The sequence below is a fragment of the Streptomyces sp. NPDC088746 genome, from assembly GCF_044751065.1.
Classification (GTDB): Bacteria; Actinomycetota; Actinomycetes; order Streptomycetales; family Streptomycetaceae; genus Streptomyces.
In genome coordinates, this window is record NZ_JBIVLA010000004.1 from 329,307 (window position 1) to 351,672 (window position 22,366).

The window sequence follows — 22,366 nt, forward strand, 5'->3', positions numbered from 1 at the left end:
GCGGTCAGCAGTCCGGCACGCCCGGAAGCCAGGAGTCCGGGTGGTCGATGAAGATGTTGGAGACATAGCCGCCGAGCGCGGGAACGAAGGCCCAGGCGTCATTGCGGCGGCCCGCGGTGACGACCGTGTCGCCCCTGGTCTGGCAGCCCACCTTCACCTGTGTCGGCCCGGTCAGGACGGTGACGACCGGGGCGTCAAGACGTGGCTGCGCCCGTACGTTGACGCTCGTGCCCCACGTGACGAAGGTGCCGTCCTCGACCGCGCTCCCTCCGCCGTCCGGCGTCCCGCCCAGAAGGGGCAGGTTCCAGCTCTGCGGTTCGTCGCAGCGCGGATCGGCCACGACCGACAGGTGAACGTGTGCCTCGTGCGGATTGGCGCCCTCGTACGGCGCCCACTGCCATCCTCGGTTCGTGGCGATCCGCCGGTTGGCGATGACGTACTTGATTCGCGGATCACGGCTTTCGAGCAGCTGGTCCGCGATCTGCTGGATGTCGACGCCGTGGGCCGGGTCATGGGTGAAGTCCCGGGCGGTGACGATGCCGGGTCCGTACCAGGGGTTGTGGTCGCTCTCGCTGCCACGCGCCTGGTGGGCCGCGTCGCCGATACCGCCGTCGGCTGCGACGCTGCGGCCGGGGAAGCCGGCGTCGAGCTGTCGGCGCAGGGTTTCCAGGCTGCTGGCGACTCGCCATGTCATGGCGACCCTCTCCTCGGAGGTCTTCTGTCGGGGCGGTGTGATCAGTCGACGTGGTAATTGACGTAGTAGTACGACCTCTCCTCCTCGGAGTGGGCCAGTTTCGACAGCGCGCCCTGCCCCTGCTCGGCCTCGCTGATGCTGATCGAGCCCAGCAGATCGTCGGAACTCGTGTCCCTGTCCCAGAGGAAGATGTCCTGGGAGCCTTCGACGGGCAGCGTGATTCCCACCGGCAGACGATGTCCGGCGCCGGCCTCGACCGTCGTCGAACCGGGCGGCCACACGGCGTGATCCACTCCGGAGGACGGCACGCTCGTCGCGTAGAGATCGTCGGGGGCCTCGTCCAGCGCGTCCTGAATCATCCGTCCGACATCGGTGAATCCGCTGACATGGCGGACGAGGTCCGCACCCGGCAGCTGGTAGACCGGCTGGAGAAGGCCGTTGACCACGGAGGCGAGGTCGAAGGCCGTGGACGTAGCGGGTCGCAGACACACGACTTCGTCGATGGTTGCTGTGGCGGTCATGGCGTCCTCCCTCTGTGGCGGCCGGCACGCCGTGGCGTACATCGGCGGACGCCGATGGCCGACGCCGTGTCTGGGACGCTACGTACCTGCCGTCAGCCCGGCGTCACTCCGCCGTCATCGCCAGTCCGGGAGCGGCACCCGCTCGCGGCGGCTGTCGGTGGTGCGCAACGCTCCGGCACGAGCGAGCATCCCGGCGAACCGGGAGGTCGGCTCGACGCCCAGTTCCTCGTTCAACAAACGGCGGAACGCCTCGTAGTGACGGAGCGCCTCGTACAGGTTCCCCTCCGCGAGGTGTGCAGTGACCACAGCTCGGTGGGCGCTCTCCCTCAGAGGCTCCCTCCGGACGCTCTCCCACGCCGCTTCCAGCGCCAGGGCCGGTTTCCCCTGCAGGGTCAGTGCCTCGGCGAGCGCGTCGAGCGCGTGCAAGCGCAGTTGCCGCACGCGTTCACGTTCGACCAGCACCCACTCCTCGTCCCAGCCGGGCAGCAGATCGTCGCCCGTGAGAGCTCCCAAGGGCTGGCGCACGCCGGGCGGCTCGCGTCCCTTGACCACCGCGAGCGCGGTGTCGGTGAGGTCGTGGACGTCCACACCGAGCGAGGGGCTGATCATCAGCGAGCCGCCGCCACGCCGGATCAGGGCCGGGTCCGTGCGCGGGAGCTTCCACAGCGCGGTCCGCAGGCTGCCCCGGGCGTGTTCCTCGGTCACCTCCGGCCACAGGGTTCCCGCGATGACCGTGCGGCACACCCGCCGGCGCAGCCCCACGAACGCCAAGAGTCGCTGGCCGCTCCGGCATAGTTCAATGGGCTCAGCACCGAATTTCAGCTGGCACTGCCCGAGCAACTGCAACCGGGGAGAAGGGGACATCACCATGATCGCCTCGCTCACAATGTGTTGCGGCAGTGCCCCCTGTGGTCATCAGTTTCGGCCCCGGCCCCCTGACGTGCAACTTCACTGGAAGCACCGTGCTGTTGAGCGCGAAACCACTGGCATCGGCGGGCCGGGCGCGATGCCGTGGTCGAAGGCACCGACGGTCGAAGAAGCGGGCGGGCCGCCCGGCCTCGCTCATTCCTGACAGGGTGTCGGTTCACCGGCGGCCCGTTCCGTGGTCGGGCGAACGGCACCGGTCTCAGCCGCCGTTGTCGAGCCAGGCGACCGGGTCCATGTACTGGCCGTCGAAGAGGACCTCGAAGTGGAGATGCGGCCCTGTGGACAGACCTGTCGAGCCGACCAGCCCGACGGGATGGCCCGTGGACACGCTCTGACCGGTCGTCACCTGGAGGGCGGACAGATGGCTGTAGGTGGTCTCCAGCCGCTTTCCGTCGATGGTGCCGTGGTCGATCACCACGCGGTTGCCGTACGCCGGGGTCATGCCCGCGAACTCGACACGCCCGTCCCGTGCCGCGGACACCTGAGCCCCCTGCGGCGCGCCGAAGTCGACGCCCGTGTGGAGCTTGGTGACCCCGGTCAGCGGGTGGGTGCGCGAACCGAACGACGAGGTGACGGTGAGCGTGGTGACGGGCGGCGCCAGGAGCGCGCCGGAAGCCGGGCCGTTCTGCTCGGGGTTCCGCCGGACCAGAGCGTCGTACTGCGGAAGCCGCTTCTTGACGTCGGCGACGAAGGTGCGGGCAGGGCCGGGGACCTTGCCGGCCTCCTTGACCTGGTCCACCCCGGCCGCATACGCGGCGAGCGTGAGGTCGGCGACGTCACCGTTGACCGTGCCCTTGGTGCGGAGCGCGGTCACCTTCTCCGCCAGGGAGCAGTCCTGCCGCCCCAGCGCCATGATGGCGTCCCCGGCGTCGCCCGGCGAGGAACTGCCGTTGCCGTCGGCGTCCCGGCCCCAGGTCTTCCAGTCGGCGTCCGTGAAACGGGCGATGCCCTGCTCGGAGAGGCTCGCGGTGTTGTCCTGCCATCCGGAGAGCTGGTCGATGTGCGCGGCGAGGAGTGCGGGGGTGACGCCCGCGCAGTCCGCCGTCGCCCTGCGCAGCCAGGGGACGTAGGAACCGTCCACATTGCTGACAGCTGACTGGCTCGGGCCCGGGTCCTGCGGCGGGGCCAGGTCGAGGCCGCCGGTCATGGCCAGGAAGAGGGCGACGCCGGGCAGTATCACCAGGCTGGGCAGCACGATCAGGGTGACGGGACGCGGGCCGCGCCTACGTCGTGGGGGCGTGCGGTTTTCGGACGCGTCGTCGGCCGGAGAGGCGTGGGCCGGCTCCGGTCCGGGCTCCGCCGCCCCGTCCCCGGTGGGTTCGTACCCGGTGGCTCCGGGCAGTCCCGGGGTGCCCGCCGGATCGGGGTGCGGTGCTTCGGGGCGTGGCTGGAGGCCGTCTTCGTGCGCGGTGGTTCCCACCGGGTGGGGGAACGCCGTGGTTTCCCTGTCCTTGTTCACGTGCCGGGCCGGCTCCACGAGGGCGCCAGGGCGGGGCGTGATGTCGGCGGGGTGTATCGGCTCACGCCCCGACGCTAACAAGCGGGTGACGGGCCGTCACCGGCCGCGTGGACAGGATGAACTGCCCGATGGGGCACAGTTGGTGCCCTGGGGCTCCTCCCCGATCCCCGCGCGGGCACTCGAGCCGGCCTCTCGACGACCGCACACGGGGAGGGACGGCCGTGCCGGGGCCTCGTGGCATTGCGTCGGCCGTGACCCGGCAGCGGATCGGGGCCGGCCGGCTCGCCGTCAGCGCAGTTTCGCGTACACGATGAGGTTGTCCACGGGGTGGCCGTCGGCGTCGAAGGCCCCGTCGCACGTGATCAGCCGGAGCACGCGCTCGTCCGTGGCTCCGTAGACCTTCTGCGTGGGGAAGGAGGTCTTGCTCACGGTCTCCGTGCCGGTGACCGTGAAGTGCGCCTCCTCCCCTCCCCCGCCGGACACCGCGATGTCCGCCCCCTTGTCGATGGCGTGCAGGTCGTGGAAGACGGCCTCGCCGAACCGTGTGTCGTTGTGGCCGATGAGCACGGCCGCACCGGGCTCGCCGGGCACGGCTCCGCCCGCGTACCAGCCGGCCGTCATGCCCTTGTCCGCGGGCGGGACCTCGACCGTGCCGTCCTCGTTGAGTCCCAGCCGCAGCAGCGCGCTGTCTATCCCGAGCGACGGGACGGTCAGCCGCGTGGGTGCCGGTGCCTTGGGCGCCTCCTCGGACGGGGGCGCGTCGGAGGCCGCTCCGACGGACGGCTCGGGGGTGTCGGACGCACCGCAGCCGGTGAGCGGGGCGAGCAGCAAGGCGGCTGCCGTCACGGACGCGGCTGTCCGCCATGACGGGTTCAGGTTGAGGGGCATGAGCACTCCGGGTGCGGGGGCGAGCTGAAGCGGGAGGAAGAACGGCGGTGGCGCCGCCCCCGGGCGGGGAGCGGCGCCACCGGGCGGGATCAGCCGTTGCGCTGTGCGGCGGACCGGCGGCGCAGCACGAGGACACCGGCGCCCGCGAGCAGCACCGCTCCGGCCGCGGAACCGTAGAGCGCGGTGTCACCGGCGCCCTGGGCCGGGCGCTCACCGGCGTCGACGCCGCCGCGCGGCACCGTGCCGGCCGGCACGGCCTCGGCGGGGACCGGAGTCGCCGCCATCTCGGTGGGTTCCGCGCCTTGGGGCGCGGGGGTCGGGGTCGCGCCGCGCTCGGCGGTCCCCGGGGTGGGGGTCGCGCTGCGCTCGGCGGCCTCCGGGGTGGAGGTCGCGCTGCGCTCGGCGGCGGCCCGCGTGGGCGTGGCGTCGGCGACGGCCACGGTGGACGGCAGCAGGACCGCGCCCAGGCCGACAGTGGCCAGGACCGCGGTGCGCAGGGTCGGACGAAGGGACATGAAGAACTCCGATTCCAGCTCGGCGTTGGTGGTGCCCGCGCACGGATGCGCGTCGGGCGCCGGGCATGCCTACAGACTGGAGCGAAGTTGTGAGGAAGCTGTCAGACCGCCATGTTCATCGGATCAGGGCCGGCCGGCGGCATCCGCAGGGTGAACACCGACCCCTCGCCCACCGTGCTGACCACGCCGGCCGTCCCGCCGTGCGCCTCGACGAGCTTGCGGACGATCGCCAGCCCGAGGCCACTGCCACCCGTACGGCGGCTGCGTGACTTCTCCGCGCGCCAGAACCGGTCGAAGACGTACGGCAGGTCCTCGGGCGCAATGCCTCTTCCTGTGTCGGCGACCTCCAGCACCACCTCCTCGTGCGCTTCGCCGGACCCGGTCGCGTAGGCGCGCAGGGTGACCCGCCCTCCCGCCGACGTGTGGCGTACGGCGTTGGACACCAGGTTGCCGATCGCCTGCCGCAGCCGGACCGGGTCGGCGGTGAGTTCGGGGACCGGGCGGGGTCCGTCCGGGACGGTCACGGTGAGGGCGACGCCGGCGGCATCGGCCTGGGCCTGGTGGGCCGCCGCCGCATGGGCGAGCAGCTCCTCGATCCGTACGGGTTCGGGGTGCAGGCGCAGGACACCGGCATCGGCCGCCGACAGGTCCTGGAGGTCGTCGATGATGTGCTGCAGCTGCACCGCCTCCTCCAGCAGTGAGGAGACGAACAGCGCGTCCACGTCGGCGATGCCGTCCTCGGCGCCCTCGAGCCACCCGCGGATGTTGCTCAACGGCGTGCGCAGCTCGTGCGCGACATCGCTGACCATCACCTTGCGCTGTTCCTCCAGCCGGGCGCGGTGCGCCGACATGTCGTTGAAGGCGGCGGCCAGCCGGCCGATCTCGTTGTCCGCGGCGACCACCACATGCGACGGTTCCTCGCCGTCCCGCATGCGCTGGGCCGCTCCGGTGAGGGCGTGGAGCGGCCGCACGAGCCGTACTCCGGCGAGGATCGAGGCGCCGACGGTGAGGGCGAGGACGAGCGCCGCGACCCCGGTTATCTTCGCCGTGTTCGCAGGGGAGAGCTCGAAGCCGGGCACGGCGCCCCCGCCCGGGTCGCTGATGAACAGCAGGGCGGGTGAGGCGACGTACGAACTGAGCTGCTCCTGGCGGGCGATGCCGACGCATGAGGCGATGTCGCGGTCGTTCTCGCTGTCGAGGGGCGCGGGCGTGGACAGTTCTGTCGGCAGGGCCTCCCGCGGAACGCCGAGGCTGGGCACGGGTGTCGGCACGGGGACGGCCGTCGCGGCGGCCGAGTCCTCGTCGGTTCTCCACGAGAGGTCGAGATCGAGCTGTACGGCCTCGCCCCCCTGCCGGTCCAGGCACGCGTTGACGAGCTCGTTGAGGGCGGTGAGCGCCTTCGTCTCGGTCGTGGTGGGGCTGTCCAGGGCGTCCGTGGAGCACTGGCTGCCACGCATGCGGTCCGGATCGTTGCCCACGACCTGGATACGGGGCCGCCCGCTGGGCCCCTCGACGACGTCGGAGGCGATTCCGGACCGGCTGAGGCACTGCACGGCCTCGTCCGCGGTACGCCGCAACGACGTACGTTCGGCCTCGGGCAGCCTGAACGGTCCGACGGCCCGCGGGTCGACCCTGTCGTTGCCGGAGCGCTGCGCCCCGTCCGTGCCGGGTGCCGCGACCGTCAGGGAGCCGGAGCCCGAACCGGCGTCGGAGGGGGCGGCCACGGACAGCGGGTCCACGACCGCCGATGCCTGGGGAGGCAGGGCCGGAGGTGGCGAGGAGGATGCCGTGGCGGAGTCCGCGAGGATCTGCCGGCTCTGTGTCGTCAGCGTGATCCGCCGGTCGGACGCGTCGGCCAGCTCCTTCACGGTGGGCCCCACCCCGCCCCAGGAGGGGTGTTCGGCCGCGTAGGCGAGGAGGGTGTCGAGGACGCGGGTGTCCGCGGCGAGGTTACGGCCCTGCTCCTGCTCGATCGCGCCGGATGTGGTCTGTACGGCCAGCCACGCGGTCGCGGCGACCGAACAGGCCGCGACGAGGGCGGACACCGCCAGCAGCCGGCCGAGGAGACTCTTGCGCAGCGGGAGACGCAGGCGCGGTCCGCCGCGCTCAGCGCGCCGCGGCACGCGGGGCGCCCTTCTGCGGGTCCATGAGCTTGTAGCCGACCCCGAAGACGGTGAGGAGCCGGACCGGCCGCCGGGGCGCCCGCTCGATCTTCTTGCGGAGGTTCATGATGTGCACGTCGACGGTCCGGCTGCTGATGTACCGGTCGAACCCGTGGAGTTCGGCGAGCAGCTGCTCGCGCGTGAAGACCCGCTCGGGCTCCGCTGCCATCGCCGACAGGAGCCTGAACTCCCCCGGTGTGCACTCGACTCCTGCGCCCTCGACCGCCACTTCGTGACGTACGGGATCGACGGCGAGCGATCCGACCCGCAGGACGTGCCCGTCCTCGCGTCCGCCGTCCCGCCGGGTGCGCCGCAGGAGGGTGCGTACGCGTGCCATGAGCTCGCGCGGGCTGTAGGGCTTGGTCATGTAGTCGTCCGCGCCCAGGTCGAGCCCGAGCAGCAGATCGTCCTCCGTGGCCCGGGCGGTCAGCATGAGGACCGCCAACTCCCGTCCCTCGGAGCGCAGTATGCGGACCACGTCGAGCCCGTCCGCCCGAGGCATCATCACGTCGAGCACCAGCAGGTCCGGAGCCCCCTGCCGCGCCTGTTCCAGGGCCGCGAGGCCGTCGGACACCACCGTGACCGCGTGGCCTTCGCGTTCGAGGTAGCGGCGGACCAGCTCGGCCTGTTTCGCGTCGTCTTCCGCGACTATGACGTTTGCGCACACGGGGGTGATCGTAGAGGAGTGCCCGGGCCGCCGGTTCCTGCCCTGTGGAAGGGCAGGCCCGGGGGCGTGCGGGCGGCCGCCATCAGCAGACGCCGTCCCCCGGCTTGGGGTTGCCCAGGCCGAACAGGGGACGCAGCCTGAGCCCGATCCAGGTGCCGGCCAGTGCGACCGCTCCCCACAGCCAGCCGCTGAGGCTGCCCGAGGCGACGCCCGCGAGGTAGGCGCCGATGTTGCAGCCTCCGGCCAGCCGTGCTCCCACGCCCATCAGCACACCGCCGAGCACCGACGCGACGGCCGTACGCCACGGGATGCCACGGTGCAGGGCCCAGGTACCGCCGAGCGCGGCGGCCACCGCCGCACCGATCATGATGCCGATGTCGGTGAGGCTGGTCTTGTCGGCCAGCACGGGGCCCGACAGCATCTCCGCGTTGCCGGGCTGCCGCCACCAGGTCCAGTTCTCCGGGTGACCGCCGAGGGCCCCCACCAGTTCCGAGCCCCACAGACTGAACGCACTCGTGACACCCCAGGCGCCGCCGGACACCAGCAGCACTCCCGCGCCGAGGACCGCCAGCACCAGGGCGCCGGCGGCCAGCGGCCAGGAGCCCCGGAAGGCGCGTACGACCGAGGTGCGCGCCGAGGGTACGGCGCCGAGCGGCGGCGGGTTACGACGGGCCTGGACGCGTCGGGTGACCACGACCACCAGCAGCAGCGCGGCGATCGTCACCGCCCACGAGCCGGGCCAGCCGATGTGGTCGGAGAGCACGACCGGCTCCCAGGCGGGGAGGTCCTTCCACAGGTCGAACTGCCAGGCGGCGAGCGTGGCACCCGCGATGAAGCCGCCGAGGGTCAGCAGCACGGAGCTCTGCCCCGATCCGACGGCGAAGAGGGTGCCGGAGGCGCAGGCACCACCGAGCTGCATCCCGACGGCGAAGAGCAGCGAGCCGACGACCAGACCGACGCCGATCGCTCCGCCGGACGGGGCCGGCTGCGAGCCGAACAGCCCGGTGCTCGTGCCGATGACGAGCGCGAACAGGGTGGCCGTGGTGCCGAGCAGCAGCGCGTGCGCCCGCAGCCCGGTGCCGTTGCCCACGGCGATGAGCTGCCGCCAGGCGGAGGTGAAGCCGAACCTGGAGTGGAAGAGCGCGACGCCCAGTCCGAGGCCCAGCAGGAGCAGCACACCCGGCTTGGCGCCGTGCGCCGACCACACATACGCGGTCAGGGCGACGGCGAGCAGACCGGCCACGGTGAGTGGCGTCCTGCGTACCGGGGGCAGCGGCGGCGCCTCCGGGCGCGGCACGGAGGTGGGAGAGGGGTCGAACAGGGCGGGCAGAGCGCGCGGCGGCGCGGCCGGCCCGGCAGGTGGCGCGGTGGTCACGAAGGTCTCCGGGATGATGCTCGGCGGACAGCGGCATTGGCTGCCGACAGCGCGGTACGCGCCGCCGACGCGGGGCTCAGCCGCGACAGAGACCGTCGTCGACGCACCACGCCGAGTGCGCGAAGAGCGCGAGGCACAGTGACAGGGCCGATGCAGACATGCGTACGAATATACGGACGAGGGCCCTCCGCATGCCGGGCCGTCTCGCCATGCGGAAAGCCTCCGAGCCCTCACGGCCCGGTGCGGGTTCGCCGGCGGCGCCCCCGTCCGGCCTACCCTGCCGGTCCGGCCAATCCGCAGAGCCTTCGGGCCCGAATAGTTGAGGGAGCCTCCGTCGTTGCCAGGACTCAGGCACGCTTGGCTCGGGCCCCGGCCAGGGGGCGCTGCCGGAGCGGGGTCGGGCGGGCCGGGACAGAGGGAGAGTGACGTGGGCATGCGCAGTGCCGGAGCGAGCGATGTACGAGGCATATCAGGTGGAGGGGTGGGAGGCGACGACGAGCCGGGCGGCGGCCGTCCGGCGCGTTCGGCCGGCCGGGCCGTCGCACCGCCAGGCCGGCCGGTGTTCGTCGACACCACCGGGAGACGCAGCCGAACCTGGCGTCGCGCAGGGGCCGTTACCGCGATCTGCTGCGCCTGCTACGCCACGACGGTCGTGGCCGCGCTGGTCGGGGGTGATGCCGGCGCACCTTTCCTCCAACTGCCCCGGGCGATGGGCCTGGAGCGCGAGCCGGGGGCGGGGTCGGCCGAGGACGAGGGACCTAAGAACACGGCCGCCGGATCCGGGCCCACCACACCGGGTCCCGCGACACCCGGACCGGCGCGGCGGTCGGCGGCCGCTCTGCCGCTGACCCTCGTTCCGCCGCCCGGCCCCACGCGCCCACCCGCGGTGGACGCCGGTCCCACCGGGCCTTCCTCGGGCCCCGGGGCCTCCGGGCCCACGGACGACGGGACGACGCAGACCGATACGCACGGGGAGGGGCCCGTCGACGGGCCCTCATCTCCCGCCCCGGCGACCACCGGCGGCTCCGGATCCGAGCCCCCGGCCGCCGGTGACGGCGATGCCGGGGAGCCGGGGGCCGAAGAAACGGCCGCACCCGCCGGACAGTCGGGCGGCCTGCTGGGAGGGCTGCTCGGCGGGCTGTTGGGAGGCGGCTGACCTCTCAGAGGGCTCCGCGCGGCTCTGTCGGAGCCACGCGGAGACGACTCCCCCTTCGGACGGGCCTCAGATGGTCGCGGTGTCGATCACGAACCGGTAGCGGACATCGCTGTTCAGCACGCGCTCGTACGCGTCGTTGATCTCGGCCGCGCCGATCAGCTCGATCTCCGCGCCGAATCCGTGCTCGGCGCAGAAGTCCAGCATTTCCTGGGTCTCCTGGATGCCGCCGATCGCGGAGCCCGAGAGGGACTTGCGGCCGCCGATCAGGGAGAAGAGGTTGACGGATATGGGCTCCTCCGGGGCGCCGACGTTCACCAGCGCGCCGTTCGTCTTCAGGAGGGAGAGGTAGGCGCCGAAGTCCAGCGGCGCCGACACCGTGGACAGGATGATGTCGAAGGTGCCGCGCAGTTCCTCGAAGGTCTTCGGGTCGCTGGTGGCGTAGTAGTGGTCGGCACCCAGCTTCAGCCCGTCCTCCCGCTTGCGCAGGGACTGCGAGAGAACGGTCACCTCGGCACCGAGCGCGTGCGCGATCTTGACGCCCACGTGCCCGAGACCGCCCATGCCGAGGACGGCGACCTTCTTGCCGGGGCCGGCGTTCCAGCGCTTCAGGGGCGAGTACGTGGTGATGCCGGCGCAGAGCAGCGGCGCCGCCTCGTCGAGCGCCAGGCCGTCCGGGATACGGACCGTGTAGTTCTCGTCCACGACGATGTGCGTGGAGTAGCCCCCGTACGTGGGGTCGCCGTTCTTGTCCAGGGCGTTGTACGTGCCGATGTTGCCCTTGACGCAGTACTGCTCGAGGCCGGCCTCGCAGTTCTCGCACTCGCGGCAGGAGTCCACCATGCAGCCGACGCCGACGCGGTCGCCGACGGCGAACCTGGTGACGCCGGAGCCCGTCTCGGTGACGATGCCGGCGATCTCGTGGCCGGGCACCATCGGGAAGATGCCCTCGCCCCAGCCGTCGCGGGCCTGGTGGATGTCCGAGTGACAGATGCCGGCGAACTTGATGTCGATCAGGACGTCGAACTCGCCGACCGCGCGTCGCTCGATGGTGGTGCGCTCCAGCGGAGCCTTCGCGGAGGGGGCGGCGTACGCAGCGACAGTGGTCATGCGGGAATTCTCCTAAGGAGTGGTCCTGCGCCCGGCGGCTTTCGGTCCGGGCACGTCGTCCAGCCTGCCCTGTCTCCCCGCATTCACCCAGGCCACGGCTCTGCCTACGTCCAGTGGTCCTACTACTGGCGGGGTCAGGATGGTGTGCGTACGACCATGGATACTGGACCCATGGAGGAGCAGCCTGTACCCGAGCGGCAGTCCGCGGACGTCCCCGGTGGCGGTGCGGGCCGTGCCCTCGACCGGCGCGCCGAGCTCAGCGAGTTCCTGCGCAGCCGGCGGGCGCGGCTCAAGCCCGAGGACGTGGGTCTGCCCGACTTCGGCCGTCATCGCCGGGTCCCGGGGCTACGGCGCGAGGAGCTCGCCCAGCTGGCCGGGGTGTCCGTGGCGTATTACACACGCCTCGAACAGGGCAACGGACAGAACGTGTCCGGGGAGGTACTGGGTGCGATCGCGTCGGCCCTGAGGCTGACCGGCGCCGAGCAGGCGCACCTCACGCACCTCGCGAAGCCCAAACAGCACAGGAAGAAGCCGTCGACGCGGCAGCAGCGGGTGCGCGGCACCCTCTGTCAGCTGCTCGACACGATGGAGGGCGTCCCCGCGTACGTCGTCGGGCGGCGTTCCGAGATCCTGGCCTGGAACCGGATGGCGGCGGCGGTCTTCGGCGACTGGGCGCAGCTCCCTCCGCAGGAGCGGAACTGGGCGCGGCTGACGTTCCTGAAGCCGGAGTACCGGGACCTCTTCGTGGAATGGGACCAGAAGGCGGCGGACATCGTCAGCCACCTGCGGATGGACGCGGGCTGCCACCCCGACGACCCGCGGCTCTCCGCGCTGGTCGGTGAGCTGTCCGTGAAGAGCGAGGATTTCCGGCGGCTGTGGGCCAGGCACGACGTCAAGGAGAAGAGTCACGGCGTCAAGCGGCTGCACCATCCGCTGGTGGGTGAGCTGACGCTCGCCTTCGAGACCTTCGCTCTGCCCGACGACGCGGAACAGTCGGTGATCGCCTATCACCCGGAGCCGGGCTCGGCGTCCGCGGACGCACTGCGCCTGCTGGCGAGCTGGGGCGAGGACGCCACGCGGGCCGGCAGGTCCGTCCCCGAGAGGCCGTAGACCGAACCGCTCGTCCGGCTGCGGGAATTCCTGCCCCTCCCGCCCATGACCAGCCTGTACGCTGCGGGGATGCAGCCGTCCGCCTCTTCCTCCCCCGCGCGTTCCGGCCAGGCCGCGGCCCCCGAGCGGCGTGGTCTCCTGACGGAACGGATCGCGCGGGAACTCGAGCACGACATCCGGTCCGGTGACATCGCGGTCGGGACCAAGCTCCCCTCGGAGCGCGAGCTCGCCACCCAGTTCGGAGCCAGCAGGAACGTCGTGCGCGAGGTTCTGCGGCGGCTGGAGGCCCAGCACCTGATCGAGGTGGCGCCCGGTCGCGGGTCCTTCGTGCGTGAGCAGACCTCGGGACAGGCCAGGGGGTACGACGCCCTCTACCGCGCGGGCCGGCCCACCGTACGGCAGCTGATCGAAGCCCGGCTGCCGCTCGAGGTCGAGACGGTGCGTCTGGCGGCCGAGCACGCGACCGACGAGGACATCGAGGCGCTGAGGTCCGCCCGGGACGCACTGGAGTCGGCGAGCGACGTCGTCGTCAAGGCCCGGGCCGACATGGCCTTTCACGACGCCGTCGCCGAGGCGAGCAAGAACCCGGTCCTCAGGATCATGCTCTCGTCGATCAGCGGAATGATGTTCGAGATGATGCTCCGCTCCAACTCCGACCCCTCGATCGGCGAGCCCGGTGTTCCGCACCACCCCGAGATCTTCGAGGCGATCGAGGCGCGTGACGTGGAACTGGCCGGTGAGCGGATGCGCGAGCACCTGATGCTCGGCCTGCGCACGTACGGCAAGGATCTCGACATCCAGGTCGACATCATGGCGCGCAACCACATCGAAACACTGCTGGACGGGACCGGAAACCGATACGGCGCCGGCAGGACGGCCGGGTAGCGCCCTCCCGCCGCTGACCGCCCCACGAACCCCTCCCCGCTGAATCCGGCCCGTCAAAGGGCTGTTCGGCCCGCCTCTCCCCTGCTAACGTCCGTCTGGTTCAACTGGTCCTACCAGTTGGGCCAGACGGATCGGGAGCTCCCGCGGCGGTGAAACGCCTCAGGTGAGCAGGACGCACGACAGCGCAGAAAGACGAGGACGACGATGTCCACGAGCAGCCAGCTCCTCAGCCGGCGCTCCTTCGGCAGGCTGGCGGCAGGAGTCGCGGGAGCCGCCGGGATGGGGGCGCTCGGCGCGTGTACGAGCAGGGGCGGGCGGCCCTCCGCCGACGCCCCCTTGCGGATCATGGCGATCAACCACGTGTGGTCCCAGGCGATCCGCCGCCGCACGAAGGAGTTCGAGGAGCGCATCGGGCGGCGGGTCTCCATGACCCTGCTCACCGCGGACCAGCTGGCGAGCAGTTACAACGTGAAGCTCAACGCCTCGGGCACCGACGTGGACGTCATGATGGTCCGCGCGCTCCAGGAGCAGTTGCTCTTCGCGCACAACGGCTGGCTGGCCGACCTGAGCGACCGCGTCGCCCAGGACGAGGACTTCGCCTGGCCCGACTTCCAGGAGGCTCCGCGCGAGGCCTCGGTGACGGCGGGCAAGGTGCTGAGCGTCCCGGTGGTGACGGAGCGCCCCGCGCTGTACTACCGCAAGGACCTCGTGGAGGACCTCGGGGGACCGCCGCGCACCCTGGAGGCGCTGATGTCGGCGGCCCGGGAACTCACCGACGAGAAAAAGGGATTCTACGGATTCGTCGGCCGGGGCCAGCGCAGCGGCGCCGTGTCCCAGTGGTCGAGTTTCCTGTACTCGCACGGCGGGGACTTCGTGGTGCGGGGCAAGTCCGGCATCGGCACACCCGAGGCCCTCGCCGCGTACGAGTACTACGGCAGCCTCCTGGCCAGGACGGGACCGCCCGGCGCCACCAACATGAGCCTGGAACAGGCCATGCCGGTTTTCGCGCAGGGCAAGGCGGCCTTCTACATCGACGCCGACGCGATCTACAGCAGCTTCCTCGACCCGAAGGTGTCGACCGTGCGCGAGACCGTCGGCTTCGCCCCCTTCCCGGCCGGACCGGCCGGCGCCCGGCCGCACAACATCCCGTCCTGGAGCCTGGGCATCAGCGAGTTCAGTCTGCTGCGCGACGACGCCTGGGAGTTCATCAGGTGGGCCGCCGGAACCGAGGTGACCGCGGCACTCCAGAAGGAGGGCATCCCGGGCGCCCGTAGCTCGGTGTGGTCCGACCCAGCGTCCCTGGCCTCCTTCCCCCCGGATCTCGGCGAGGCCATGCGGCTCAACGCGGAGCGCGGCCTCGGCTACGACCGGCCCCGGGTCCTTCAGGTCGGCCGGGCCAGGGACATCGTCGGCAGGCCCCTGGTCGCGGGCATCCTCGGCAACGACGTACGTCCGGTGGCCCGGGACGCCGATGCGGAGTTCGCCGATTTCCTCGTCCGCGACAACCGCCACAAGGAGTCCTGATGTCCACCACAGAGGTCTCCCCGGCCCGCCCCGCCGCCGCACCGGGCACGGGTCCGGCCCCCGCGCGCCGCCCCCGCACCTTCGAACAGGCCAACCGACGGCTGAAGTGGGCGATGCTCGCCCCGGCGCTGCTGTTCGTCGGCCTGATGATCGTCTTTCCGCTGGTCTACACCGTCAACCTGAGCCTGACCGACGCCTTCGGCGCGGTGAACGCAGGCAAGGAGCATGTGGGCCTGCGGAACTTCACCGACGCCCTCGGCGACACCCGCCGCTTCTGGCCCGCCGCGCAGCGCACACTGGTCTTCACCGTCGGGGCGGTGATCCTGGAGACGGTGCTCGGTCTCGCCCTGGCGATGCTCATGCGCAAGCCGTTCCGGGGGATGCGGTGGGTGCGTACGGTTCTGATCATCCCGTTGCTCACCACTCCCGTGGCGATCGGCATCCTCTGGCTGCTGATCCTCGACCCCACCAACGGCATAGCCAACCATCTGCTCGCCGGAGCCGGGCTGCCCCGGCAGGAGTTCCTCGGCTCCGTCAGCCAGTCGCTGCCGACCCTGATGCTCATCGATGTCTGGCAGTGGACGCCCATGATGACCCTGCTGCTGCTCGCCGGGCTGACCACGCTGCCCGAGGAGCCGGAGGAAGCCGCCCGCATGGACGGGGCGAACGGCTGGCAGCGGTTCCGCCACGTCGTGCTGCCCATGCTCGGCCCGACGCTCGCCACCGCCCTCGTGCTGCGCGCGGTGGACGCGCTCAAGACCTTCGACATCCTTTACGCCACCAAGGGTGCGGGCGGCGGCTCGGATTTCGAGGTGGAGACCCTCAACGTCTACGCCTACGGGCTGACCTTCGACTACCAGGAGTACGGCCTGGCCGCCGCCGTCCTGGTCCTGTTCACGCTCTTCATCATCGGCGTCGTGGTGCTGCTGCGCCGCCGGAGCGGAAGGAAGACCGCATGAGTGCCACCGTCACCCCCACGCCCGTCCCGGCACACCTGCGCCGTCGCGCGGTCCGCTCGTGGCTGCGCGGCATCGCCATCGCCCTCGTGACGCTGGTCTTCGCGCTGCCCCTGGTCTGGATGTTCGCCGCCGCCTTCAAGACCAACGTCCAGGTGACCGATCCGTCCGTGGGCCTGTGGTTCAGCCCCACCCTCGAGAACTTCCGCAGCATCGTCGAGGCCGGCCAGATCCTGCGGTCGATGGGCAACTCCCTGCTGGTCGGCGTGGTCTCCACCGTGCTCTCCGCCGTCATCGCGGTGCCCGCCGCCTGGGCGGTCGGACGCTTCGGCATGCACCGCACCGGTTCGCTGATCCTGGTCGCGCGCATCGTGCCGGCGATCTCACTGCTCGTGCCCTGGTACTACCTGTTCGCGCAGATGGGGCTCGTCGGCTCCTACACCGTGCTGATCCTCAGCCAGATGTTCGTCTCCGTCCCGCTCATCATGTGGATCATGATCAGCTTCTTCGCCGGCCTGCCGGTCGAACTGGAGGAGGCCGCACGCACCGACGGGCTGAGCGCGTTCGGCGCCTTCCGGCGCATCGCTCTGCCCCTCGCGGCCCCCGGGACAGCGACCGCCTCTCTGCTCGCCTTCGTCTTCAGCTGGAACAACTTCATGTTCGCGCTGATCTTCGCCGACGACCGCACCCAGACGGTGCCCGTGACCCTCTTCAACTTCATCTCGTACGCGAGCACCGACTGGGGCGGTCTGATGGCCGCCGCGACGCTCATCACCGTCCCCGTCGTGCTGGCCGCCGTCCTCGGCCAGAAGTACCTGGTGGCCGGTCTGACCTCCGGCGCCTCCAAGGGCTGAACGGCCCTCACCACCGCATTCGGAAGAAAGTACCCCCATGAAAATTGTCGACGCGAAGGTCCTCGTCACCAGCCCCGGCCGTAACTTCGTCACGCTCAGGCTGACGACCGACGAGGGTCTCACCGGCCTCGGTGACGCCACCCTCAACGGCCGGGAACTGGCCGTGGTCAGCTATCTCGAGGACCACGTGGTGCCCCTCCTCATGGGGCTGGACCCGCACCGCATCGAGGACACCTGGCAGTCCTTGTACAGGGGTGCCTACTGGCGGCGCGGACCGGTGACGATGGCCGCGATCGCCGCCGTCGACGTCGCGCTCTGGGACATCAAGGCGAAGGCCGCCGGCCTCCCGCTCTACCAGCTCCTGGGCGGGGCGAGCCGGGAGCGCGTGGGGACCTACGGCCATGCCAACGGCCGTGACATCCCCGAACTCCTCGACTCGGTCCGGGCCCGCCTCGCCGAGGGCTACCCCGCCGTACGCGTGCAGTCCGGCATCCCCGGGCTGAAGGCGGTCTACGGCGTGTCGAGCACGGACGACAGCGGCTCCCCCGTGCTCCACCAGCAGGCCCGGCCGCTGGTGGAGGACTGGGACACCGACGCCTATCTGCGTCACATGCCGGACGTGCTGGAGGCCGTGCGCGCCGAGTTCGGCCCGGATCTCCCGCTCCTGCACGACGCACACCACCGGCTCACCCCGGTCCAGGCCGCCCGCCTCGGCAAGGACCTGGAACCGTACCGCCTCTTCTGGCTCGAGGACTGCACGCCCGCCGAGAACCAGGAGGCTCTGCGCCTGGTACGCCGCCACACCACCACACCGCTGGCCATCGGCGAGGTCTTCAACACGGTCCACGACTACCAGTCCCTGATCACCGAGCAGCTGATCGACTACGTACGTTCCGCCGTCACCCACTTCGGCGGCGTCACCCCGCTGCGCAAGCTCTTCGACTTCGCCGCGCAGTACCAGATCAGGAGCGCGATCCACGGCCCGGAGGACATCTCCCCGGTCGGCATGGCCGCCGCCGTCCACCTCGACCTCGCCGTACACAACTTCGGCATCCAGGAGTACTCAGGCCACACGGCGCTCACCGAGGAGGTGTTCCCCCACGCTTACACCTTCGTGGACGGCCATCTGCACCCGGGCGAGGCGCCTGGCATCGGCGTGGAGCTGAACGAGGAACTGGCGGCCGCGCACCCGTACGAGGCGGCGTACCTCCCGGTCAACCGGCTGCACGACGGGACGGTCCACGACTGGTGACCCCGTGTTCCCGCCGGCACGGCCTTCCCTCCTCCTCGGGGCGTGCCGGCGGAGAGCGTGGCGGTCCGGCCTCTCCGGCGGCGGCCGGCGAGCGGTGCTGCAGGGGTGCACCGCTGATCGGTTCCTGCGTGCACCATGGACAACGGCCCGTCCCTGCGGCTACCTTCGCCCCGTATTTGACAACGATGTCACGCCGCCTCTTCCAGGGAGCAGTGATCGCCGATGGTGTCCCGAAGAACCCTTCTGCAGGCAGGCGGAGCAGTTTTCACGGCCGGCGGGCTCGGGCTCTCCCGGCCCGAACCGGCCGGCGCGGCCGAGGCCCGCACCATGGCCCCTCTGCTGCCGTCCTTCGGCCGCCCCACCCGGCTCGACGTCGCCGACATCAGTGCCCTCGACGGAGACGATCAGCTGCTGCTGACGACCCTTCAGGGTGTGGTCAACCGACGCCGTCCGCGCCTCTACTTCAACTTCGACGCCGGCGATGTCGACCTCCGCTGGCTGCCCGGCACCGGCGCCTCGGTCACCCGGCACGACCGCGCGCTGGACCTCGTCGCCCGCTATCGCGGCGAAACGCGCGGCGCGATCCTGCACGACCCCGAGGTCCCTGACTCGGTGAACGTGGCGACCACCCTGGCCGGCCTGGAGAACGCCGTCGTCGCCACCGCCGAACAGGCCCGTGAGCACCGCCTGAAGACCGTCGTGGACCTGCGGGGCTGCTTCGACACGGACGACGTGCTCGCCACGTACCACTGGCAACTGGACCACCTGTTCCCGCGCTGCACCCACACCCTGCTGGCGGGACTGCCCCCCACTCGGACGGTACGGTCGAGCGACGTGCGATGGCGCGAGATCGCACGGGAGGCCGAGCGCGTCCGCGACTCGTCGAACCGGCAGGTCCGTACCTTCGATCTGAGCGCGGAGACCTCGGGCGGGGACGGCGTCTACCTGCGTTTCCAGGACTCGTTCGGCGACGACGGCTGGGGCGCTTCGGTCGGTTCGGTCAGAGTGACGGCCGACGGCAACGAGGTGATCGCCCCGTTCACCCCGGGCACGGCCGCCGAGGTGCTGCACCTCTTCGACGGCTCCAACTCCTCCATCGGCGGGGACGCCAACCGGTTCTGCGACGGCGACGGCTACTTCATCTACCACTTCACCCCGCCTGCCGGTACACAACAACTCCTGGTCGAGGTCGAGCTGTGGAACCAGTACCTCGTCTCCGCCACCACGACCGCACCCACCAGGGTCGAGCCGTTCCCCTACTTCCGGGACTACGCCGTCGCGAGCCGGGCGATGGTCCTCTGGCTGCCCCCCTCCGGCGAGACGGGCATGCTCCTCGACGAGATCTTCAGCCGGGTCGCGCCCACCACGCCCTACGCCGGCTGGTTCTCCGACGACGTCGCGGGAGAGTGGGGCGGCGTCGACCGGGCGTCTCGGCACGGCATCGAAGTGGTGCCCGCCGACTACTACATGAACGGCACCGTACACGCCGGCGTCCCCGCCAAGATCTCCGGGAGGGTCCCGCCGAGGCCGACGACCCCGCTCCGCAACCGTGTCTACCTCACCCTCACCGTCGGCGAGGGCGACAACATCCAGTACTGCCAGCGCCGGATGCGCACCATCTGGGAGGACCCGATGAGGGGCCGTGTGCCCGTCAACTGGACTGTCAGCCCGCTGCTCGCGGACATCGGACCCGCACTGCTGGCGCATTACCAGAACACCGCCACCGACAACGACCTGCTGATCGCGGGCCCCTCCGGCGCCGGATACACCTACCCCGGCTCGTGGCCCGAGAGCGCCCTGGACTCGTACACCGCACTCACCGGCCGTTTTCTGCGCCGAACCGGCATGGACCTGGTCTACGCGTACAACCTCCGAAACGCGGCAGGCGACGGCTGGATCCCGTTCGACGAACGCGTCGTCCGCTCCTACCGGGACAACACCCCGCTGCGCGGCATCATCCAGTCCTGGGAGACCGGAGACCTGCAGAGCCGCCCCGCCGGAATTCCCGTGCTCGGCAACTTCTTTCCGCAGGGGAAGGCCCGCGAGTACCGGGATGCGCTGCTCCGGCACATCGAGGGCTGGGACCGCGCCGCACCCCTGTTCATCGCCGGCGCCGTCAACGCCTGGAGCTGGACACCGAGTGAGATCGCCGAACTCTGCGGCCTGCTCGGCGAGCCCTTCGAAGTCGTCCGCGGCGACACGTTCTTCGATCTGGTGAACCGGGCTGCAGCACACCGCCAGCAGTAGAGGAAGGCCCTTCCAGGTCTGTTCGCCGACGGGGCGTACCGAGAATCAGCCACGTGCGCCCCGCCTCTTCCGGCCTCCGCGGGCGTGCCACCGACTCGGTACGTCCGCACTCTTCCGGCCCGTATTTACATCGATGTACATTTCCCCCCGGCACTCCGGCACCGCCGGGCAGGAATGTCAGGGGCATGTCCAACTGCCCCGACGCGTCCCGGCGGCCGCTTTCCCTGTCCGCCGCGGCCCGTCACCCGAGAAGAGGAATCCCTGATGCGTATGCGCCGACCACGACCTCACCCCCACACCCGGCCGGGGAACAGCCGGCCCTCCGGTGCAGGCGCTTCCCGCCGGCCCACCGGGGTGCGGCGGCTCCTGCTCTGCGTGACCGCGGTGCTGAGCCTGCTGGCCCTCGCGGTGCCGGCCGCGGCCGGCACCGCCCCATCCGGTGCCTCACCTGCGGCCACCGCCTCCCCCGCCGCCACGGGCACACCCCTGCGCGACGGAACGGGCCTGTATCCCCGCGCGATCCGGCTCGCCCACAGCGGAGCGGCCGACGGGCGTGTGCTCGCGAGCGTCGTCACCTTCGACGGCGACAACGGCGTCGGCGCCATCCACGAGAGCACCGACGGCGGCACCACCTTCCGCGAGGTCGGCCGCGTCGCCGACCCCGAGTCCGCGGCAGGCCAGGGGCTGTGCTGCGCGACCCTGTTCGAACTGCCGCGCCAGGTGGGCGCCCTGGCGCCCGGCACGCTGCTCTGGGCCTCGTCCGCCGGCCAGGACGAGCAGGACCGGCGTATGGCGCTGCGCATCTGGCGCAGCGACGACGTGGGCCGCACCTGGTCCTACCTCTCCGCCTGTGCCACCGCGAGCGGCACGGGCGGCCTGTGGGAACCGGAGTTCTCCATTGCCGCCGACGGCGCGCTCGTCTGCCATTACGCCGACGAGACGGACCCCGCCCACAGTCAGAAGCTGGTGGCGTCACGCAGCTACGACGGCGTCACCTGGCAGGGGCACCACGCCACCGTGGCCAGCAGCTGGACCCCCGACCGGCCGGGCATGCCCGTGGTGCGCAAGCTGCCGAACGGCACCTATTTCATGAGCTTCGAGATCTGCAACCCCGGCGGCCAGTACCAGTGCGTGGTGCACTTCCGGACGTCGGCGGACGGCTGGAACTGGGGTGACCCGACAGCCCTGGGCGATCGTCCGGAGACGGTCGACGGCAAGTACTTCAGGGCGGCGCCGACCATCGCATGGGCTCCGTCACCCGACGGCGGGCCGGACGGCCGGATCCTTCTGGTGGGCCAGCGGCTGCTCAACCGGGACGGCACCCCTTCGGCGGACAGCGGTCGTACGGTTCTCGTCAACACGGAGAACGGCAGCGGCCCCTGGTACGAGATCGATTCGCCTGTGCGGGTGGCCGAACCCGAGGTGAACTACTGCCAGAACTACAGCTCTCCGCTGCTTCCGTCGGCCGACGGAAGCCGGCTGCTGCAGATCGCCACCGACTGGGACGGTTCGGTGTGCCGGCCGTACTTCGCGACCGGCTCCCTCACTGGCAGCGGCGACCAGACCGGTGTGGCGGACGGCGCGCTCTACGGGCTGAGGAACGTCAACAGCGGCCACTGCCTCGACGTGGCGGCGGACTCCCGGGCGCCGGGCGGCAACGTCCAGCAGTGGACCTGCAACGGACTCGCTCCGCAGGACTGGACGCTCCGCGCGCGTGACGGTGGCCACTTCACCCTCACGGGCCGCAACAGCGGGCACTGCCTGGATGTGGAGAACGGCTCCACGACGCCCGGTGCGAATGTCCGGCAGTGGTACTGCAACGCCCAGGCGGCCCAGGACTGGCGTCCGGAGAGCGTCGGCCGCGGGTACTACCGGCTCGTCTCCCGGTCCGGTGGCCAGTGTCTCGACGTGGCCGAGGGCTCCCGGGCACCGGGCGGCAACGTCCAGCAGTGGACCTGCAACGGACTGGCGCCGCAGATCTGGCAGCTGCGGCGGGTCTGAGGCCCGGTCCGGGCCGGCACATGACCGACGGCCCGCCAGGCAGACCTGGCGGGCCGTCGTGCCGGT

At 71.3% G+C, this 22,366-nt stretch carries 19 protein-coding genes; 9 read left to right on the plus strand and 10 right to left on the minus strand.

All coding sequences use genetic code 11. The features are described from left to right. Positions 1–4 precede the first annotated feature (4 nt). The 9 genes from ACIP63_RS20460 to ACIP63_RS20500 all read right to left on the minus strand — a co-directional run bounded on the left by ACIP63_RS20460 (position 5) and on the right by ACIP63_RS20500 (position 9,208). Entirely contained in the window at positions 5–694 is a 690-nt protein-coding gene (locus tag ACIP63_RS20460; protein ID WP_401517418.1) for a hypothetical protein, read from the minus strand. A gap of 41 nt (positions 695–735) precedes the next feature. Then, complete coding sequence (locus tag ACIP63_RS20465) at positions 736–1,215, minus strand: hypothetical protein (RefSeq protein ID WP_401517419.1); 480 nt, start codon at positions 1,213–1,215, stop codon at positions 736–738. Between the two features lie 114 nt (positions 1,216–1,329). Then, positions 1,330–1,977, minus strand: a complete 648-nt coding sequence (locus ACIP63_RS20470; RefSeq protein WP_401517421.1) for a BTAD domain-containing putative transcriptional regulator — start codon at positions 1,975–1,977, stop codon at positions 1,330–1,332. 364 nt (positions 1,978–2,341) lie between these two features. Next, complete coding sequence (locus ACIP63_RS20475) at positions 2,342–3,484, minus strand: M23 family metallopeptidase (protein WP_401518276.1); 1,143 nt, start codon at positions 3,482–3,484, stop codon at positions 2,342–2,344. A 405-nt stretch (positions 3,485–3,889) separates the two neighbouring features. Then, positions 3,890–4,489 (minus strand): class F sortase, encoded by a 600-nt coding sequence (locus ACIP63_RS20480; protein WP_401517423.1) that lies wholly within the window; start codon positions 4,487–4,489, stop codon positions 3,890–3,892. Positions 4,490–4,578: 89 nt separating this feature from the next. Further along, the gene (locus tag ACIP63_RS20485) at positions 4,579–5,004 is read right to left on the minus strand and encodes a hypothetical protein (RefSeq protein ID WP_401517424.1); all 426 of its coding nucleotides are present in this window, start codon (positions 5,002–5,004) and stop codon (positions 4,579–4,581) included. Between the two features lie 101 nt (positions 5,005–5,105). Next, positions 5,106–7,127, minus strand: coding sequence for a sensor histidine kinase (locus tag ACIP63_RS20490; RefSeq protein WP_401517425.1), 2,022 nt, complete (start codon positions 7,125–7,127; stop codon positions 5,106–5,108). Next, complete coding sequence (locus ACIP63_RS20495) at positions 7,111–7,833, minus strand: response regulator transcription factor (RefSeq protein WP_401517426.1); 723 nt, start codon at positions 7,831–7,833, stop codon at positions 7,111–7,113. The genes ACIP63_RS20490 and ACIP63_RS20495 overlap by 17 nt, the downstream gene beginning before the upstream one ends. A gap of 82 nt (positions 7,834–7,915) precedes the next feature. Continuing rightward, positions 7,916–9,208 (minus strand): YeeE/YedE family protein, encoded by a 1,293-nt coding sequence (locus tag ACIP63_RS20500; RefSeq protein WP_401517428.1) that lies wholly within the window; start codon positions 9,206–9,208, stop codon positions 7,916–7,918. A 481-nt stretch (positions 9,209–9,689) separates the two neighbouring features. Here ACIP63_RS20500 and ACIP63_RS20505 point away from each other — a divergent pair, with 481 nt between their 5' ends. Next, complete coding sequence (locus ACIP63_RS20505; RefSeq protein WP_401517429.1) at positions 9,690–10,364, plus strand: hypothetical protein; 675 nt, start codon at positions 9,690–9,692, stop codon at positions 10,362–10,364. Between the two features lie 66 nt (positions 10,365–10,430). Here the strand turns inward: ACIP63_RS20505 and ACIP63_RS20510 are convergent, their stop codons facing one another. Then, complete coding sequence (locus ACIP63_RS20510; protein ID WP_401517431.1) at positions 10,431–11,471, minus strand: NAD(P)-dependent alcohol dehydrogenase; 1,041 nt, start codon at positions 11,469–11,471, stop codon at positions 10,431–10,433. 171 nt (positions 11,472–11,642) lie between these two features. Between ACIP63_RS20510 and ACIP63_RS20515 the strand changes: the two genes are divergently transcribed. The 8 genes from ACIP63_RS20515 (at position 11,643) to ACIP63_RS20550 (ending at position 22,300) form a co-directional block, all read left to right on the plus strand. Next, positions 11,643–12,581, plus strand: coding sequence for a helix-turn-helix domain-containing protein (locus ACIP63_RS20515; RefSeq protein WP_401517432.1), 939 nt, complete (start codon positions 11,643–11,645; stop codon positions 12,579–12,581). 69 nt (positions 12,582–12,650) lie between these two features. Beyond that, entirely contained in the window at positions 12,651–13,466 is an 816-nt protein-coding gene (locus tag ACIP63_RS20520; RefSeq protein ID WP_401518278.1) for a FadR/GntR family transcriptional regulator, read from the plus strand. Between the two features lie 204 nt (positions 13,467–13,670). Continuing rightward, positions 13,671–14,990, plus strand: coding sequence for an ABC transporter substrate-binding protein (locus ACIP63_RS20525; RefSeq protein ID WP_401517433.1), 1,320 nt, complete (start codon positions 13,671–13,673; stop codon positions 14,988–14,990). Then, positions 14,990–15,949, plus strand: coding sequence for a carbohydrate ABC transporter permease (locus ACIP63_RS20530; RefSeq protein ID WP_401517434.1), 960 nt, complete (start codon positions 14,990–14,992; stop codon positions 15,947–15,949). Before ACIP63_RS20525 ends, ACIP63_RS20530 begins: the two co-directional genes overlap by 1 nt. Then, complete coding sequence (locus ACIP63_RS20535) at positions 15,946–16,800, plus strand: carbohydrate ABC transporter permease (protein WP_401517435.1); 855 nt, start codon at positions 15,946–15,948, stop codon at positions 16,798–16,800. The genes ACIP63_RS20530 and ACIP63_RS20535 overlap by 4 nt, the downstream gene beginning before the upstream one ends. Positions 16,801–16,837: 37 nt before the next feature. After that, on the plus strand, positions 16,838–18,052 hold the full coding sequence (gene manD / locus ACIP63_RS20540) for a D-mannonate dehydratase ManD (protein ID WP_401517436.1): 1,215 nt from the start codon (positions 16,838–16,840) through the stop codon (positions 18,050–18,052). Positions 18,053–18,274: 222 nt separating this feature from the next. Next, on the plus strand, positions 18,275–20,299 hold the full coding sequence (locus tag ACIP63_RS20545; protein WP_401517437.1) for a GxGYxYP domain-containing protein: 2,025 nt from the start codon (positions 18,275–18,277) through the stop codon (positions 20,297–20,299). A gap of 174 nt (positions 20,300–20,473) precedes the next feature. Next, positions 20,474–22,300 carry an RICIN domain-containing protein gene (locus ACIP63_RS20550; protein ID WP_401517439.1) on the plus strand — a complete coding sequence of 609 codons (1,827 nt, stop codon included), beginning with the start codon at positions 20,474–20,476 and terminating at the stop codon, positions 22,298–22,300. Positions 22,301–22,366 lie beyond the last annotated feature (66 nt).

Coding starts and splice junctions, on each gene's coding strand:
- ACIP63_RS20460 (WP_401517418.1), bottom strand. CDS start 694: ATGACATGGCGAGTCGCCAGCAGCCTGGAAACCCTGCGCCGACAGCTC.
- ACIP63_RS20485 (WP_401517424.1), bottom strand. CDS start 5,004: ATGTCCCTTCGTCCGACCCTGCGCACCGCGGTCCTGGCCACTGTCGGC.
- ACIP63_RS20545 (WP_401517437.1), top strand. CDS start 18,275: ATGGTGTCCCGAAGAACCCTTCTGCAGGCAGGCGGAGCAGTTTTCACG.
- ACIP63_RS20520 (WP_401518278.1), top strand. CDS start 12,651: ATGCAGCCGTCCGCCTCTTCCTCCCCCGCGCGTTCCGGCCAGGCCGCG.
- manD (WP_401517436.1), top strand. CDS start 16,838: ATGAAAATTGTCGACGCGAAGGTCCTCGTCACCAGCCCCGGCCGTAAC.
- ACIP63_RS20550 (WP_401517439.1), top strand. CDS start 20,474: ATGTCAGGGGCATGTCCAACTGCCCCGACGCGTCCCGGCGGCCGCTTT.
- ACIP63_RS20510 (WP_401517431.1), bottom strand. CDS start 11,471: ATGACCACTGTCGCTGCGTACGCCGCCCCCTCCGCGAAGGCTCCGCTG.
- ACIP63_RS20465 (WP_401517419.1), bottom strand. CDS start 1,215: ATGACCGCCACAGCAACCATCGACGAAGTCGTGTGTCTGCGACCCGCT.
- ACIP63_RS20535 (WP_401517435.1), top strand. CDS start 15,946: ATGAGTGCCACCGTCACCCCCACGCCCGTCCCGGCACACCTGCGCCGT.
- ACIP63_RS20515 (WP_401517432.1), top strand. CDS start 11,643: ATGGAGGAGCAGCCTGTACCCGAGCGGCAGTCCGCGGACGTCCCCGGT.
- ACIP63_RS20525 (WP_401517433.1), top strand. CDS start 13,671: ATGTCCACGAGCAGCCAGCTCCTCAGCCGGCGCTCCTTCGGCAGGCTG.
- ACIP63_RS20530 (WP_401517434.1), top strand. CDS start 14,990: ATGTCCACCACAGAGGTCTCCCCGGCCCGCCCCGCCGCCGCACCGGGC.
- ACIP63_RS20480 (WP_401517423.1), bottom strand. CDS start 4,489: ATGCCCCTCAACCTGAACCCGTCATGGCGGACAGCCGCGTCCGTGACG.